General features: G+C 63.8%; 15 protein-coding genes. 10 read left to right on the forward strand and 5 right to left on the reverse strand.

What is annotated here, in order from left to right:
- Positions 1-31 precede the first annotated feature (31 nt).
- Positions 32-694 (reverse strand): HugZ family protein, encoded by a 663-nt coding sequence (locus M4J39_RS07695; protein ID WP_251727232.1) that lies wholly within the window; start codon positions 692-694, stop codon positions 32-34.
- 264 nt (positions 695-958) lie between these two features.
- Between M4J39_RS07695 and M4J39_RS07700 the strand changes: the two genes are divergently transcribed.
- From M4J39_RS07700 to M4J39_RS07725, 6 genes are all read left to right on the forward strand, one after another.
- On the forward strand, positions 959-1,663 hold the full coding sequence (locus M4J39_RS07700) for a response regulator transcription factor (protein WP_251727233.1): 705 nt from the start codon (positions 959-961) through the stop codon (positions 1,661-1,663).
- A 96-nt stretch (positions 1,664-1,759) separates the two neighbouring features.
- Complete coding sequence (locus tag M4J39_RS07705; RefSeq protein ID WP_371875416.1) at positions 1,760-3,532, forward strand: stimulus-sensing domain-containing protein; 1,773 nt, start codon at positions 1,760-1,762, stop codon at positions 3,530-3,532.
- On the forward strand, positions 3,529-3,981 hold the full coding sequence (locus M4J39_RS07710) for an HPr kinase/phosphorylase (RefSeq protein WP_251727234.1): 453 nt from the start codon (positions 3,529-3,531) through the stop codon (positions 3,979-3,981). Before M4J39_RS07705 ends, M4J39_RS07710 begins: the two co-directional genes overlap by 4 nt.
- A gap of 262 nt (positions 3,982-4,243) precedes the next feature.
- A complete protein-coding gene (locus tag M4J39_RS07715; protein ID WP_026790909.1) occupies positions 4,244-4,645 on the forward strand; it encodes a PTS sugar transporter subunit IIA in 402 nt (133 codons plus the stop codon).
- Positions 4,642-4,935, forward strand: a complete 294-nt coding sequence (locus M4J39_RS07720) for an HPr family phosphocarrier protein (RefSeq protein ID WP_251727235.1) — start codon at positions 4,642-4,644, stop codon at positions 4,933-4,935. The genes M4J39_RS07715 and M4J39_RS07720 overlap by 4 nt, the downstream gene beginning before the upstream one ends.
- A 4-nt stretch (positions 4,936-4,939) precedes the next feature.
- Positions 4,940-5,452, forward strand: a complete 513-nt coding sequence (locus M4J39_RS07725; protein ID WP_251727236.1) for a GNAT family N-acetyltransferase — start codon at positions 4,940-4,942, stop codon at positions 5,450-5,452.
- Between the two features lie 3 nt (positions 5,453-5,455).
- Here M4J39_RS07725 and mutL read toward each other — a convergent pair whose 3' ends face one another.
- Entirely contained in the window at positions 5,456-7,327 is a 1,872-nt protein-coding gene (gene mutL / locus M4J39_RS07730; protein WP_251727237.1) for a DNA mismatch repair endonuclease MutL, read from the reverse strand.
- Between the two features lie 154 nt (positions 7,328-7,481).
- Between mutL and M4J39_RS07735 the strand changes: the two genes are divergently transcribed.
- On the forward strand, positions 7,482-8,213 hold the full coding sequence (locus tag M4J39_RS07735; protein ID WP_251727238.1) for an NAD-dependent deacylase: 732 nt from the start codon (positions 7,482-7,484) through the stop codon (positions 8,211-8,213).
- Here M4J39_RS07735 and M4J39_RS07740 read toward each other — a convergent pair whose 3' ends face one another.
- Positions 8,214-8,753: an AAA family ATPase gene (locus M4J39_RS07740; RefSeq protein ID WP_251727239.1), complete on the reverse strand. Its 540-nt coding sequence runs from the start codon at positions 8,751-8,753 to the stop codon at positions 8,214-8,216.
- A gap of 84 nt (positions 8,754-8,837) precedes the next feature.
- Between M4J39_RS07740 and M4J39_RS07745 the strand changes: the two genes are divergently transcribed.
- On the forward strand, positions 8,838-9,689 hold the full coding sequence (locus tag M4J39_RS07745; protein ID WP_251727240.1) for a TIGR01459 family HAD-type hydrolase: 852 nt from the start codon (positions 8,838-8,840) through the stop codon (positions 9,687-9,689).
- 59 nt (positions 9,690-9,748) lie between these two features.
- Here the strand turns inward: M4J39_RS07745 and M4J39_RS07750 are convergent, their stop codons facing one another.
- Positions 9,749-10,384 (reverse strand): protein phosphatase CheZ, encoded by a 636-nt coding sequence (locus M4J39_RS07750; RefSeq protein WP_251727241.1) that lies wholly within the window; start codon positions 10,382-10,384, stop codon positions 9,749-9,751.
- Positions 10,385-10,545: 161 nt separating this feature from the next.
- A complete protein-coding gene (locus tag M4J39_RS07755; RefSeq protein ID WP_026782148.1) occupies positions 10,546-10,929 on the reverse strand; it encodes a response regulator in 384 nt (127 codons plus the stop codon).
- A gap of 160 nt (positions 10,930-11,089) precedes the next feature.
- On the opposite strand from M4J39_RS07755, the gene M4J39_RS07760 reads away from it, so the two are divergent.
- Both M4J39_RS07760 and M4J39_RS07765 read left to right on the forward strand, forming a co-directional pair.
- Positions 11,090-12,367 (forward strand): bifunctional riboflavin kinase/FAD synthetase, encoded by a 1,278-nt coding sequence (locus tag M4J39_RS07760; RefSeq protein WP_371875418.1) that lies wholly within the window; start codon positions 11,090-11,092, stop codon positions 12,365-12,367.
- A 123-nt stretch (positions 12,368-12,490) separates the two neighbouring features.
- Positions 12,491-14,458, forward strand: coding sequence for a methyl-accepting chemotaxis protein (locus M4J39_RS07765; protein WP_251727242.1), 1,968 nt, complete (start codon positions 12,491-12,493; stop codon positions 14,456-14,458).
- The last annotated feature ends 188 nt before the right edge of the window (positions 14,459-14,646 follow it).

A 14,646-nucleotide genomic window follows, 5' to 3' on the forward strand; every position in this document is an offset into this window, starting at 1 on the left:
CCCGAAAGGTCGAAACCCGACGGAAACGGTATCAGTCAGGGCCGAGTAGAAGGTCCCTCACCTCTCCCGGATGCTCGGCGCGGCGCGAAAAGTGTAGCCGTGTCACGCCGCCGTCCAGGAGATCCGCGCCATCGGGGTCAACCGCCACCAACCGAGCTCCAGCGCTGCTGAAGTTCTTCAAAAGCGCGGCTTCGGCCTCAGCGAACGCCTCAGCCAGAGCCGGCGGCACCAGAAAATCGCTAGCGCCGAGTCGAGCGATCCGACCGAAGCCGGCAACCAGATGAATGCCCTCCATCGCCATGCGATAAATGGAGAAGTCGGTGAATTCGGCGTAGCCCTCAGCCTCCGGATGGCGGTCGACGAAGCGCCAGAAGAGACGATCATGGTCGTCCTGATCGCGCGCAATGCACGTCAGGCGACCGACGATGGTAACACGGGCGCCTGCCAACGGGTCCTCGTCGCCATCGGCCGGCACCTGCATCAGCAACGAAGCCCGGTTGTCGCGTTCGAGGTGGCGTGCGTGGGCGGCGAGGCTCGAGAGAAGAAGAAGCGGTGACCCGTCGAAATCGGTTGCCACCGTCACGAAGGTGACGAATGGCCCGCCGTCGGGTGTGAGCGTACCGAGCGAGGCCGTCGCCGCCGAACGCACGATCCGACGTGTCATATCCCTCGCATCGAAGCGGCTGTCATCCATCTGAGATCTCCCTTCAGCTCCCCGGCAGACGTCCTGTTTGCAACCGAAGCGGAGCGAACTTTTCGGAAAGATAGCCGGCGCTTCATCGCTTTCGATCGGAAATCACTCTCGCCCCGCCGATTGGCGGTGAAAAAGCGAATGAATTCTTGATCTTTCTACAATGTTGCCCAGATTCCGCTCAACTCTGCTACAAAGGTCCGGCTACCGAAACCGACCGAACATGACATGAAGAGCTGAAGCTCGGAACTGACGGGGACCTGGGGCATGCCGACCATCGCGCTCGTGGACGATGACAGAAACATCCTGACCTCCGTCTCGATCGCCCTCGAATCGGAGGGCTATCGGGTGGAGACCTACACCGACGGAGCCTCCGCCCTCGACGGCCTCACCAAGGCTCAGCCCGATCTCGCCATTCTCGACATCAAGATGCCGCGCATGGACGGCATGGAGCTGCTGCGTCGTCTCCGCCAGAAGACCGACATGCCCGTCATCTTCCTGACTTCCAAGGACGACGAGATCGACGAGCTGTTCGGTCTGAAAATGGGCGCCGACGACTTCATCCACAAGCCGTTCTCGCAGCGCCTTCTGGTCGAGCGCGTCAAGGCGGTGTTGCGCCGCGTCGCTCCACGCGACACCTCCGCCGCCCCGAAGCCGACCGATGCCAACCGCAACATCGAACGCGGCAACCTCGTCATGGACCAGGAGCGGCATACCTGCACCTGGAAGGGCCAGAACGTGGTGCTGACGGTCACGGAGTTCCTGATCCTGTTCGCGCTCGCCCAGCGCCCCGGCGTGGTCAAGAGCCGCAACGCGCTGATGGACGCGGCCTACGACGATCAGGTCTATGTCGACGATCGCACTATCGACAGCCACATCAAGCGGCTGCGCAAGAAGTTCAAGGCCATCGACGACGACTTCGAGATGATCGAGACCCTCTACGGCGTCGGTTACCGCTTCAAGGAGATGTGAGGCGGGCTCTCGCGGAGCGATTTGACATTTGCACTCGCGGCCAGCATCTGGCGGAGGCAAATGTCTGAGTCGAACCACTAGCGGGATACAAGGTCGATGAGGGGAAGCCAGGACGCTGATCGGGCCGATGGCGGACGCATCCAGACGATGCGTCGGTTGGCTCCGGTCATTACTCGCCGCGTCAAGCGCTTCGCGGCGACGTCGATTGGAACCTCCCTGAGCCGTCGCATCCTTGTCCTCAATCTCGCCGCGCTGGTGGCGCTCGTCTCGGGCATCCTCTACCTCAACCAGTTTCGCGCCGGACTGATCGACGCACGCGTCGAGAGCCTGCTGACGCAGGGCGAGATCATGGCCGGCGCCATCGCCGCGTCGGCTTCGGCCATATCGAATACCATCACCATCGACCCGGAGCGGTTGCTGCAGATGCAGGCAGGCGGCGAGGTAACCACGCCGTCCGATCCGGAGAGCCTCGACTTCCCGATCAACCCCGAGCGGGTGGCGCCACTCTTGCGCCGGTTGATAACGCCGACGAAGACACGCGCGCGCATTTATGATCGCGACGGCATCCTGATCCTCGATTCTCGATTTCTCTACTCGCGTGGTCAGGTGTTGCGCTTCAACCTGCCGCCGTCGAAGCCACCGCAACCGTCTCTCTTCGAACAGGCGATCAACGCCATCAATTTCCGGCTGAGGCGGATCGATCTTCCAGTCTACCGAGAGCTCGGTGGCGGTAACGGGCGCGGCTATCCCGAGGTGGAGCGGGCTCTCAACGGGTCCCCCGGCACGGTGGTCCGCGTCACCGAGGCGGGCGAGATGATCGTCTCCGTTGCAGTACCGGTGCAGCGCGTTGGCGTGGTCGTCGGTTCCTTGCTGCTGTCCACCGAGGGCGGCGACATCGATGCCATCGTCGCTGCCGAACGTTGGGGCATTTTCCGCGTCTTTCTGGTGGCGGCGGCGGTTACCACAACGCTGTCCTTCCTGCTGGCCGGAACCATTGCCCGTCCGCTGCGCCGCCTTGCCGCCGCAGCCGATCGCATCCGGCGGGGCGTCAAGCAGCGCGAGGAGATCCCCTCCTTCGACCGCGAAGACGAGATCGGCGATCTCGCCCGCGCCTTTCGCGATATGACCAACGCGCTCTACAGCCGCATGGACGCCACCGAGAGCTTCGCCGCCGATGTCGCCCACGAACTCAAGAATCCGCTGACCTCGCTGCGCTCCGCAGTAGAGACCCTGCCGCTTGCCAGGAGCGATACCAGCCGGGAGCGCCTGCTCGAGATCATCCAGCACGACGTCCGCCGCCTCGACCGGCTGATCACCGACATCTCCGACGCCTCGCGCCTCGATGCCGAACTCGCCCGCGAGGACGTGGCGCCACTCGACGTCGGCCGGCTCGTCGAGGGCGTCGTCTCGCTGGCGCGCGAGACGGGGCGCCATCAAGAGGTCGGCATCGATCTCCGGATCGACCGTGGCGAAGGCAACAAGCCCCTGACGGTCCTCGGCCACGACAGCCGGCTCGGGCAGGTGTTCAACAACCTGATCGACAACGCCCGTTCGTTTTCTCCCGAGGGCGGGCAAGTGGAGGTAGTGGTCCGCCGCGACGACGGCATGATCGAGGTCGTCGTCGACGATCATGGGCCGGGCATCCGCGCCGAAAAGCTCGAGCGGGTCTTCGAGCGCTTCTACACCGATCGCCCCGAGGGCGAAGGCTTCGGAAACAACTCCGGCCTCGGCCTGTCGATCTCCAAGCAGATCGTCGAGGCCCATCGCGGCACCATCATGGCGATCAACCGCAAGGACGACCCCGCCACGCCCGATCGTGTCACAGGCGCGCGTTTCGTCGTGTCGTTGCCGGCCGATCTCGCCACATGACCCCGCCCACCGTTCACGCCACCGCCGTCGTCATCGGCGAAGCCGGACTGCTGATCCGCGGGGCCTCGGGAGCAGGCAAGACCTCGCTGGCCTTCGCGCTCGTCGAAGAGGCCCGACGGAAGGGCGTCTATGCCGCCTTTGTCGCCGATGACCGCGTGGCGCTGTCCTGCGTCAATGGCCGGATCGTCGCCCGCTGCCCGGAGACCATTTCCGGCCTTGCCGAGAGACGCGGTCGCGGGGTGGAACGGGTGGACCATGTTCCGGCGGCGGTGATCCGCCTCGTCGCCGACCTTGTAGACCCGGAGGCCGTCGCCCGCCTGCCGGAAATCGCAGAGGAAGAAGCCGAAATCGACGGGGTGAAGCTGCCCCGCCAAGCGATTCCGACCCGGCAAACGGCTGTTTCACTGCCGCTTCTGGACGCGGCGCTCGCGGAAATGAACAAGATTTAACGATCGCCGCCACAATTCCGACAGAAGATAGCCATTTCCCCTAAACTCCCTCCAAGGCCGGGTTTTTCGGGCTGTCGCCCCGTGTCTTTTGTTGAGTTGGCACCCCTTGTCGCGCCTTTCCGGAGCGGAGCGAACCGGTTTCCAGTCCGATTTCCTCTTGAAAGAAATCCCGCTCTGGTGAAGATGTGGCCCGTTCCAGCTTGGAGCGAACCAACATGGCGTGCCGCATGATCTTCGTAATCTATAGGGATCGGACCCCAGCATGATCGGGTTGGTTCTGGTGACGCATGGCCGCCTGGCAGATGAATTCCGGTCGGCACTCGAGCATGTGGTCGGTCCCCAGGCCGATTTCGAGACCATCTGCATCGGCCCTGAAGACGACATGGAACAACGTCGGAGCGACATCATCGCGTCGGTTGGCCGCGTCAATTCCGGCAAGGGCGTCATCCTGCTCACCGACATGTTCGGCGGCACGCCGTCGAATCTCGCCATTTCCGTCATGGACATTGGCGACGTAGAGGTCATTGCCGGCGTCAACCTGCCGATGCTGGTCAAGCTCGCGACGGTGCGCAAGGAGCGGCCGCTCGCCGAGACCGTTACCGAGGCCCGCGACGCCGGTCGCAAGTACATTTCCGTTGCCAGCCAGGTACTCGCCGGATCATGACAGACGACAGAGCCGACGGCGCCATCGTCCGCGAGCTGAAGATACTGAACAAGAAGGGCTTGCACGCCCGTGCCTCGGCGAAGTTCGTCCAGTGCGTCGACCGCTTCGAGGCGGAGGTTCTCGTCCTGAAGGACGGACAGAGCGTGTCGGGAACGTCGATCATGGGGCTGATGATGCTGGCCGCCGGCATCGGCTCATCCATCGAGGTCCAGGCCGCCGGCTCCGATGCGGAGGCCGCCATCGAGGCGATCGCGGCTCTGGTCAACGACCGGTTCGGCGAGGGCGAGTAGTCCCGTGCCCGGGCAGCTTCGCATTGCTCCGGCCACGATCGAGCGCCTTGCTTCGTTGCCGTCCTGGTTTTCCACACCCGAAGCGCTGGCCCAGTGGGGCGGCAGCGGCCTCAGCTTTCCGCTCGATACCGATCAGATCGAGGCGATGCTCGCCGAGACGCGGACTTCCCCGCCGCTTCGCCTTGCGTTCGTCGGTCTCATCGAAGGTGAGACAGTGGCGCATGCCCAGGTGGCGCTCGACTGGACGGACGGCGTTGCCCGCCTCGCTCGCTTCGTCGTCTCCCCGGCTCATCGAGGCCAGGGGCTGGCGCGTCCGTTTCTCGCGGACGTCTTCGCCCGTCTCGACGCGGTCGGCGACTTTCCCCGGCTGGAACTCAACGTCTACACGTTCAACACTTCGGCGATCGCGCTTTATGAGTCCCTTGGCTTCGTACGCGAGGGCATTCGCCGCTCATCGGTGAAAGTAGGCAACGCCCGCTGGGACACCGCCATCTACGCGATCATTCGCGAGCGCTGACGGTCACCGCCGGCCGAACAGCCGCTCGATGTCGCTGAGCTTGAGCTCGACGAAGGTGGGACGGCCGTGATTGCACTGGCCGGAGTTGGGCGTCTCTTCCATCTCGCGCAGCAGCGCGTCCATCTCTTCCACCCGCAAGCGGCGTCCTGCCCTGACCGAGCCATGACAGGCCATGGTCGCAGCAATGGAGTCGAGCTTTTCCTTGAGACGCGTGGCCTGATCCCACTCGGCAAGGTCATCGGCAATATCGCGCAGCAGCGCCGCCGTGTCGGTGCGGCCGAGCAGCGCCGGGATCTCGCGGATGGCAATGGCGCCCGGCCCGAAGGCCTCGACGACGAGACCGAGCTCGGCCAGCTCTTCGGCACGTTCGATGAGGCGATTGACGTCCTCTTCCGGCATGTCGACGATCTCCGGGATCAGCAGCATCTGCGTCTCGACGCCCTTGGCGATCTCCCTCTTCAGCCGTTCGTAGACGAGGCGCTCGTGGGCGGCGTGCTGATCGACGATGACGAGACCCGTCTCGGTCTGGGCAACGATGTAGGTCTCGTGGATCTGGGCGCGCGGCGCGCCGAGCGGTCGCGACAGGCTTTCCACGGGAACCTCGGCAAGACCGGCGCGCGCATCGGCCGACACCGCACCGTCGACCACGGAGAACCGCGCCTGCGGCGGGCCGGCATCGAAGGCCACGTCGTCCTCGGCAAAGGTGCGAAACGCGGGCGCGTCGGCGGGCAACGGTCGGTCGGGCACCGTCCGCCAGTCGAAGGAAACCGGCCGGCTCTGGAAGTCCGATCGCCAAGTCGGCGACGACGTCGGCATCGGCCGCGAGGCGGCGGCGCCAAGCACGTCGAGCGTCGCAGCGCCATGGGTCGAGGCGGCGCGATGTCCGGCGTCGGCGTGCGCCCGGCGAAGCGCGCCGACCAGAAGGCCGCGCACCAGCCCCGGATCGCGGAAGCGGACGTCGGCCTTGGTCGGATGAACGTTCACGTCCACCTCGTGCGGGTCGAGATCGACGAACAGCACGGCGGCCGGGAAACGGTCGCGGGCCATGACGTCGGCATAGCCCGCTCGGATGGCGCCGATCAGCAGCTTGTCGCGCACCGGCCGACCGTTGACGAACAGATACTGGCTCTGGGCGTTGGCCTTCTGCAAGGTGCCGAGACCGGCGAGACCGGTCAGCCGCACACCTTCGCGCAAGGCGTCGATCTCGATCGAGTTCTCGGCGAAATCGGCACCCATCACCTGCAGCGCCCGCCCCCTGAAGTCGCCCTCCGAGAGCACCGGATAGTCGAGCGGCGAGCGATCGGAGCCCGACAGCGAGAAGCGGATCTCGGGATGGGCCAGCGCCAGCCGCTTGACGACGTCGGTGATGGCGCCGGCCTCGGCACGCTCGCTCTTGAGGAACTTGAGGCGGGCCGGGGTCGAAAAGAACAGGTTCCGTACCTCGATACGCGTCCCTTGGCTCAACCCCACGGGCATGATGTCCGACCGGCTGCCACCCGCAACCGTGATTGCCCAACCATTGTCTTCGAACGCGTGACGCGTCTCGATCCGGAGATCGGCCACCGAGCCGATCGACGGCAGCGCCTCGCCGCGAAAGCCCAGCGTGCGGATGTCGAGAAGGTCGTCCTCGATGAGCTTGGAGGTGCAGTGCCGCTCCACGGCCAGAGACAAATCGTCCGCCGTCATGCCGACGCCGTTGTCGGTCACGCGGATGAGCGTCTTGCCTCCACCCGAAGTCACCACCTCGATGCGGTCGGCACCGGCATCGATGGCGTTCTCGACCAGTTCCTTGACCACACTCGCCGGCCGCTCCACCACCTCGCCGGCGGCGATGCGGTTGATGGTAACGGGAGAGAGCTGGATGATGACGGGCATGAGGTGTCGGGGATTCGCTTGCGCCGGGAGGGATCGGAATGACAAGCTTACCCGAAGCGACTTTGCGAGGCGAGATCGCCTCCGGCCACAAAATCGTCAACACCAGTGCTCATCCACGTGTCTATATAGTCGCCGGCATGGATGAAGGGCGATCATGAGAGACATCGAGATTTCGGCGGCGACGTCGATCGTCGTGCTGACGGGAGCCGGCATTTCCCAGGAGTCGGGGCTCGACACCTTTCGCGACGCTGGCGGAATCTGGGCCCGTTACGACATCGACGATGTGGCCACCCCAGAAGGCTTTCGCCGCAACCCGCCGCTGGTGCACGACTTCTACAACGAACAACGTCGGGAAGCGGCCATCGCGCGTCCCAATCCTGCGCATGTCGCGCTGGCGGAACTCGAGAAGGCCTGGCCAGGGCGGTTTCTCCTGGTGACGCAGAACATCGACGGCCTGCACGAGAAGGCCGGCTCCAAAGCCCTGTTCCACATGCACGGCACGCTGGACGGTTTTCTCTGCGAAGCTTGCGGAAAGCGTGGCCCTTGGAAAGGCGACATGTCGAGCGCCTCGATCTGCCCGCTTTGCGGAACGAAGGGCGCGCTCCGGCCGGATATCGTCTGGTTCGGCGAAATGCCCTACCACATGCCGGAGATCTACCGGGCGCTCGGCGAAGCCGACTTGTTTTTGTCCATAGGCACGTCGGGCACGGTGTACCCGGCGGCCGATTTCGTGCGGGAGGCAAGGCAGGCCGGCGCATTGACGGTCGAGCTGAATCTCGAAGCTTCCCGCCGGGGGCATGGTCTCTTCGACATCGAGATCGAGGGCAAGGCGAGCGAATGCGTGCCGGCCTTCGTCCATGATCTGCTCAAGGGGCGGCGTCCCTGATCAGCGGGACCAGGGGCCATCCAACCCCCATTCCTTGCAACGTTCCCTAATGGCAGCAGGTGAGGATAGCCGGATCCTGGGCAGCGATACCCCCTCGTAGGTGTCGGTGTTGCGCTGGCGATTGCGGCGTGTCGTCACGACGATGTGGCGGATCATGTCCCACTTGACGCTGTCGGCGCCCCCCTCAAGTCCACCGATCCGGTTGGACTGCAAAAGAGTCCGCCGGAGGTAGCGGCAAAGGCTGAGCGTCGTCGACGCATCCAGGTAGATGACGCCGGTGGCCCGGCGAAAGCGCTGCGACATGCAAGCCGAGTAGTTGCCATCCATGACCCAACGATCACCGGCGATGGCCTCGTCATGCAGCGCCGTGAAGCCCTCTCTGGGTCGCGGTACCCAGTCGGTTCCTGGCAAATGATAGAGTCGATCGAGATGGACGACGGGAAGGCCGAGCTTCTGGCCGATCGCCAGTGCCAGCGTCGACTTTCCGCTGTTCGAAGGCCCGAGAATGCAGATACGCTCGCCAAGCTCCGATAGCTGCATGTTATCCCTTCCCATCCTGTCCGTCGGCACTGCCTTGACCTTGTCATGTCCGCCCCTTATCGGGATGGCATGCAAGAGATAGACATGATCGCGGGGCTTTCGACCCTCGCCGAGGCCTATGACGGCGTCATCTGCGACGTCTGGGGCGTCCTTCACAACGGCATCTCGCCCTACCCGGCCGCCGCCGAGGCGCTCACCCGCTTTCGCGCGCTCGGCAAGGCCGTCGTGCTGCTCACCAACGCGCCGCGTCCGGCCAAGGCTGTTGAAGACCTTCTCAGCCGACAATACGCCATCGGCCCCGAAAGCTACGACGAGATCGTCACGTCCGGTTCGGTCGCCCGCAAGGTGTTCGAAAACGAACCGCGCCGGCGGCTGTTCCACCTCGGACCGCAGCATAACCTCGGGCTCTTCGAAGGGCTCGACGTCGAGCTGGTCGGCGAGGAGGAGGCCGAGTACGTGGCCCTTACAGGCCTGTTCGACGACGAGACGGAGACTGCCGAGACCTACCGGCCGATGTTCTCCCGCTTCGCCGAGCGCGGTCTCAAGATGTATTGCGCCAATCCCGATGTGGTGGTCGAGCGCGGCGACCGCCTCGTCTATTGCGCCGGGGCCCTTGCCCAGCTCTACATCGAGCTCGGCGGTGACACCACCATCATCGGCAAGCCCTACAAGCCGGTCTATGACGCGGCGCTCGCCGCCATCGACAGGGCTGAGGGCCGTCCGGTGGACAAGCGTCGCGTGCTTGCAATCGGCGACGGTCTGCCGACCGATATCAAGGGCGCCTGGGGCCAGGGGATCGACGTGCTGATGGTGACGGCCGGCATCCACGGCCCCGACTTCGGCGACCTTCTCAGTCCCGATCCCGTACGGCTGGCCAAACGGCTTGAGGCCGAAGGGTTCGGCATCCGGGCCGCCATTCCGCGGCTTGCCTGGTAGGCGGATACGCGAAGAGGCCCGACCGGGCCTCTTTGTCATTGCGATTGCCTGAAAGACGATCAGAAGAAAGCGTCGATATCGTCCTGGCTGACGCCCTCGCCCTTGAACTGCGGGCCGTTCAGCATCAGCTCGCGGGCGCGTTTTTCTGCTTCAGTCTCGTTGCCCGCCGCGTCGGTGATGCGCAGGATCTTCAGCTTCTCGACCAGTGTGGTGATGCGCTTGTCCAGAGCGTTCAGTGTGGAAACGACCTTCGATATGCGCTGTCCGGTGATGTCCTGGAACGAGCAGGCCTGGAAGATGTCGATCACCTTCTCGCCAACAAGCGCCTGATAGGCATCGGTGTCGGCGGCGTCGGCCGCCATGATTTCCTCGGCCGCCGACATGATGGTGTTGGTGGCTTCCTCGGTCGCCTCGACGATGGCGTCGAGCTCGCGCCCGGCGGTGGGAATATGCTCGTCACGCATGTCGCTCAGGCGAAGCAGAGCGAGCTCTTCCTTCATGTTGGCGATCTCGCGCGCCATTTCGCCGAGCTCGGTATAGATGGCGAGGTCCATCGTCTTAAAGAAAGACTGGAAGCTTTCGGCCATCAACTCGGCAAGACGCATGACGTCTTCAAGCGACACGTCCTCCGCCTTGCGACCATTGCGAAGGAAGTCGATGATCTTGGCCACGTGCTCTGAAGACATGTCAGACATCGATAGCTCTCTCTCTGAGGTGCGCGACGGCGTCCGCCCGAACGATACGGCGGTACGGACGTCTTGATCCTGCGTTGAATGCATCGGCAGTGCCGCGCCTCCCCGGGTTCGCGGTTGGCGGTGTCAGCACCGCTCCGCGTATTCCCGGCCCGTTCACGGCGTCAATCGCCGAACACGGCTTCGATCTTGCTCTTCAGCGTCGGCGCATTGAAGGGCTTGACGATGTAGTTGTTCACGCCGGCCTTCTTGGCGGCGATCACGTTCTCGGTCTTGGATTCGGCCGTCACCATGATGAACGGCGTCTTCGAAAGCGAGGAGTCCGAGCGGACCTGCTTCAGAAGTTCGTAGCCGGTCATGGGCTCCATGTTCCAGTCGGAGATCACGAGGCCGTAGCGACGTTCCTTCATCTTGCCGAGGGCTTCGGTGCCGTCCGCAGCCTCATCCACGTCCTCGAAACCGAGCTGCTTCAGGAGGTTCCTGATGATTCGGATCATGGTCTTGTAATCGTCGACCACCAGAACCGGAATCGATGTGTCAAGTGCCATCGTTTACTCCACACTGCCGCGGCGCCACCCGCGCCTCGATGACGAGCTCACATGCACGGGCGGGTGAACGTCCCTGACGGGGCCCGTGCTTGAAGGAAACCATACGACGGGGACCTGAAAAGTCGGTTAATTCTCGCAGCCCCGGCCATTTGGGTCATGGTTGATCAGTGAGACGCTTGATTTACTTTTCATTTTTCAATTGAATCGTTTTTGTGGCGCTGTTCGGCGGTTTTTTGTTCGAGTTATCGTAAATCTCGGCGCGATCGGTTTACGCTTTGCCAACCATGCCGAAGATTCCCCTCGCCATCCGACGTCTCAAAGGCGCCGCCATGACGAGGCCATCGTGGCATTTAGCTGCTTGACCTTGTCTGGAGCAGAAGGCACGGTCACGCCGCGTCGTCGAGCCGATGTTCGGACAGGACGACGTCCCGGCGACAGCAGATTCCAGAGACCCATGCCCCCCTTCCAGTTCGTCGATCGTCATTCCCTCTCCGCGTCCCTCCGAGGGGGCGCAGTCGCCATCGGCAACTTCGATGGCGTGCACCGCGGGCATCAGGCCGTTCTGGAGGCCGCCCGGGCGGTGGCCCGGCAACGGGGCATCCCGGCCGTCGGCGTGACCTTCGAACCGCACCCGCGCGATGTCTTCCGGCCGGAGCATCCGGTGTTTCGTCTGACGCCAGGGCCGATCAAGGCGCGCCTCGTCGAAGCCATCGGGCTCGACGGACTCGTCTCCATCCCCTTCTCGTCCGCCTTCGCCGCGCAGAGCCCGGAGGAGTTCGTCAAGAAGGTCCTGGTTGAAGAGCTCGACATTCGTCATGTCGTGGTCGGCTGGAACTTCCACTTCGGGCAAGGACGGCACGGCACGCCACAGAAGCTGCGCGAACTCGGAGAGCGACATGGCTTCTCCGTGGAGATCATAGAGTCCTTCGAGACAGAAGACGGCTACACCGTTTCTTCCAGCTCGGTGCGCGACCGCCTCGCCGAGGGCGTTCCGGCCGAAGCGGCCGGCCTGCTGGGCTGGCACTGGTTCTTTGAAGGGAAAGTCATCGACGGCGACAAGCGTGGGCGGACCATCGGCTTTCCGACCGCCAATATCCGGCTGCCCGGCCATGTCCGGCTATCGGAGGGCGTCTATGCCGTCTTCGCCGAGATCGATGGCGTTCGTCATGCAGGCGTGGCCAGTTGGGGGCGCCGGCCGACGTTCGACAATGGCGCCCCGGTATTCGAGACCTTCGTGTTCGACTTCTCCGGCGACCTTTATGGCAAGACCATCACGATCATGCCGCTCTCCTACCTTCGGCCCGAGCTGAAGTTCGATGGCGTCGCTCCCTTGATCGAGCAAATGAACAGGGATGCCGAGGAAGGCCGAGCGCTTCTGGCCGCATTCGACGGCTTCACCGCCCTCGACCGTGTGCTCTGGCGCAATTGGACTCCCTGAGCCTGCCCTCGCAGTCTATCACTTGATTCATGCGGACAATTTCTCTCTTTTAACGACGGAAACGCGCGTTTTCTTAAGAAGTTAGCGGCAACATGCTTGTACCTTCCAGGAAGAGCTACGAGCATGCTTGGTAAAATCCGCATCGGACATCAGATTCTGCTTAGTGTTATGATCGCCGGCCTTGGCTTTGTGGTGATCGCGGCAAACCTGTTCTACATGGGCCAAAAGGTAGACACCGCCACAAGTCTAGCCCGCATCGGTCGCGAAGTTGGCATGGACGCGACCCACTTTCAGGAAGTGATGCTGCAAATCCGACGGACTGAGAAGGATTTTCTGCTTCGGTCGGACAAGGCTTATGCCGAGCGAGCGCTGGCGCAGGTTGAAGAAGCGGAGAGAGCGCTCGCCGGGCTGCGCGGCAAAGCGGAACCCCTCGGCAATCCGCACATCGTTGCGGCAATCGCGGATATCGAACAACCGCTCGCCGCCTACAAGGCCGCTTTCGCCAAGATGGCTGAGACACGCAGCGCGATGGGCCTCAAACCCGATGAGGGACTCGAGGGCGATCTGCGTCAGAAGGTGCACAGCCTGGAAAAGGCTTTCGCCGAACTGAATGACAAGGACCAGACGATCCGCATGCTCATGCTGCGTCGCCATGAGAAGGACTTCATGCTGCGGCGGGATAACGGCTCTCTTGAGAAGCATGCGCGCATGATGGCCGAGTTCTCGGGTGCGATAACCGCCTCGTCCCTTGACGATACGCGGAAGGCGCAGCTCGCCGAACTCGCCAATGGCTACAATGCCTCCTTCAAGGCATGGTCGGATTCCGCGCAAAAGGTGCAAGCCGACCAAGCCATTGTTTCCAACGCCTACGCGGCTCTCGAACCGCTGGTGGCCGCCATCGACAAGGAAACAGCCGAACTCAGCAGCGAGCTTGACGCCACGGCCGAGGCGGCGCGCAACACCTCCAATCATCTGGCCTACCTGACGATTGTCCTGGCGATGCTCACCGCCGTGTGTTTCGCCTTGGTCGTCTGGCGCTACGTTTCGAAGTCTCTTGGGCGGATCGAGGGCTGGATGGGGCGCCTCTCCGGGGGCGACTACGACGCTCGCTCGCCCGACATCGAGGCCCGCAACGAGATCGGTTCCATGGCCCGCGCACTCGCGGACTTCGCCGGCAAGCTCGCCGATGCCGAGCGGCTCCGGCGCGAAGCGGCCGAAGCGGAAATCCGCCAGCGACACGAGCGCGCAGAGGAAATGCGGGCCCTGATGGCCGCCTTCGATGCCAACGTTGGCGAGATCGTCGCCACGGTGTCCTCTGCAGCGCACGAGTTGCAGGCGGCGGCAGGCACCCTGACGGAGACCGCAACCAGCACCTCGACCAAATCCACCGGCGTCGCCAAGGCGACGGAGGTGATCGCCGAGCAGGTCCAGGCGGTGGCTGCCGCGTCGGAAGAGCTTTCGGCGTCCATCGGCGAAATCGGCCGTGGCATCAGCCAATCGCATCAGATATCGGCGCAGGCGGTTGGAGAAGCGCGCGAGGCGGCTGCCACCGTCGGCGACCTTGCCACGACCGCCGAGAAGATCGGCGAGGTGATCCAGCTCATCGATAGCATCGCCTCGCAGACCAACCTGCTCGCTCTCAACGCGACTATCGAGGCGGCGCGCGCCGGCGAAGCGGGACGCGGCTTCGCCATCGTTGCCGCCGAGGTGAAGAACCTCGCCGGACAGACCTCCGAGGCCACGTCGCAGATCAGCGATCAGGTCAACCGCATTCAAGCTGCGACCGGCAACACGGTCGAGGCCATCCGACGGGTGTCGGAGATCATCGACAGGGTCAACGAGATCGGCGCCGCCATCGCCTCCGCCATAGAAGAGCAAGCGGCGACAACCCGCGAGATATCGAACCGCATCAACGACGTCGCGACGGAGACGGGACGCACCTCGGCCAGCATCGGAGACGTGCTGATGGCGGCGGAGGAAACCTCCGGCGCGGCGACGCAGGTGCTCGCCTCATCCGGCGACCTGTCGCAGCAAGCGGAGAACCTCTCCCAGCGGGTACGGCATTTCATCTCCAACATTGCCGCCGCCTGACGATCGGCTTCGGCGGCAATCGACTGAAGGAATGGGTCGCCGGCCAGAGAAATCTGCCGGCGAACTCTTTATTTCGTCGCGCTTTGTCGCTAGAGCTTCTCGATGAAATCAAAGGGCTTGGGCCGGCCGCTCCGGTCGGCTTCGACCCCGGTAGGCCATGGCAACATGAGCTGCGCCGTCTTTCAGCA

Source organism: Pleomorphomonas sp. NRK KF1 (genome assembly GCF_023721755.1).
Taxonomy (GTDB): Bacteria; Pseudomonadota; Alphaproteobacteria; order Rhizobiales; family Pleomorphomonadaceae; genus Pleomorphomonas.

Excerpts from the sequence above, each read along its gene's own strand:
- M4J39_RS07695 (WP_251727232.1), bottom strand. The coding sequence starts at position 694 with ATGGATGACAGCCGCTTCGATGCGAGGGATATGACACGTCGGATCGTG.
- M4J39_RS07700 (WP_251727233.1), top strand. The coding sequence starts at position 959 with ATGCCGACCATCGCGCTCGTGGACGATGACAGAAACATCCTGACCTCC.
- M4J39_RS07705 (WP_371875416.1), top strand. The coding sequence starts at position 1,760 with ATGAGGGGAAGCCAGGACGCTGATCGGGCCGATGGCGGACGCATCCAG.
- M4J39_RS07710 (WP_251727234.1), top strand. The coding sequence starts at position 3,529 with ATGACCCCGCCCACCGTTCACGCCACCGCCGTCGTCATCGGCGAAGCC.
- M4J39_RS07715 (WP_026790909.1), top strand. The coding sequence starts at position 4,244 with ATGATCGGGTTGGTTCTGGTGACGCATGGCCGCCTGGCAGATGAATTC.
- M4J39_RS07720 (WP_251727235.1), top strand. The coding sequence starts at position 4,642 with ATGACAGACGACAGAGCCGACGGCGCCATCGTCCGCGAGCTGAAGATA.
- mutL (WP_251727237.1), bottom strand. The coding sequence starts at position 7,327 with ATGCCCGTCATCATCCAGCTCTCTCCCGTTACCATCAACCGCATCGCC.
- M4J39_RS07735 (WP_251727238.1), top strand. The coding sequence starts at position 7,482 with ATGAGAGACATCGAGATTTCGGCGGCGACGTCGATCGTCGTGCTGACG.
- M4J39_RS07740 (WP_251727239.1), bottom strand. The coding sequence starts at position 8,753 with ATGCAGCTATCGGAGCTTGGCGAGCGTATCTGCATTCTCGGGCCTTCG.
- M4J39_RS07745 (WP_251727240.1), top strand. The coding sequence starts at position 8,838 with ATGATCGCGGGGCTTTCGACCCTCGCCGAGGCCTATGACGGCGTCATC.
- M4J39_RS07750 (WP_251727241.1), bottom strand. The coding sequence starts at position 10,384 with ATGTCTGACATGTCTTCAGAGCACGTGGCCAAGATCATCGACTTCCTT.
- M4J39_RS07755 (WP_026782148.1), bottom strand. The coding sequence starts at position 10,929 with ATGGCACTTGACACATCGATTCCGGTTCTGGTGGTCGACGATTACAAG.
- M4J39_RS07765 (WP_251727242.1), top strand. The coding sequence starts at position 12,491 with ATGCTTGGTAAAATCCGCATCGGACATCAGATTCTGCTTAGTGTTATG.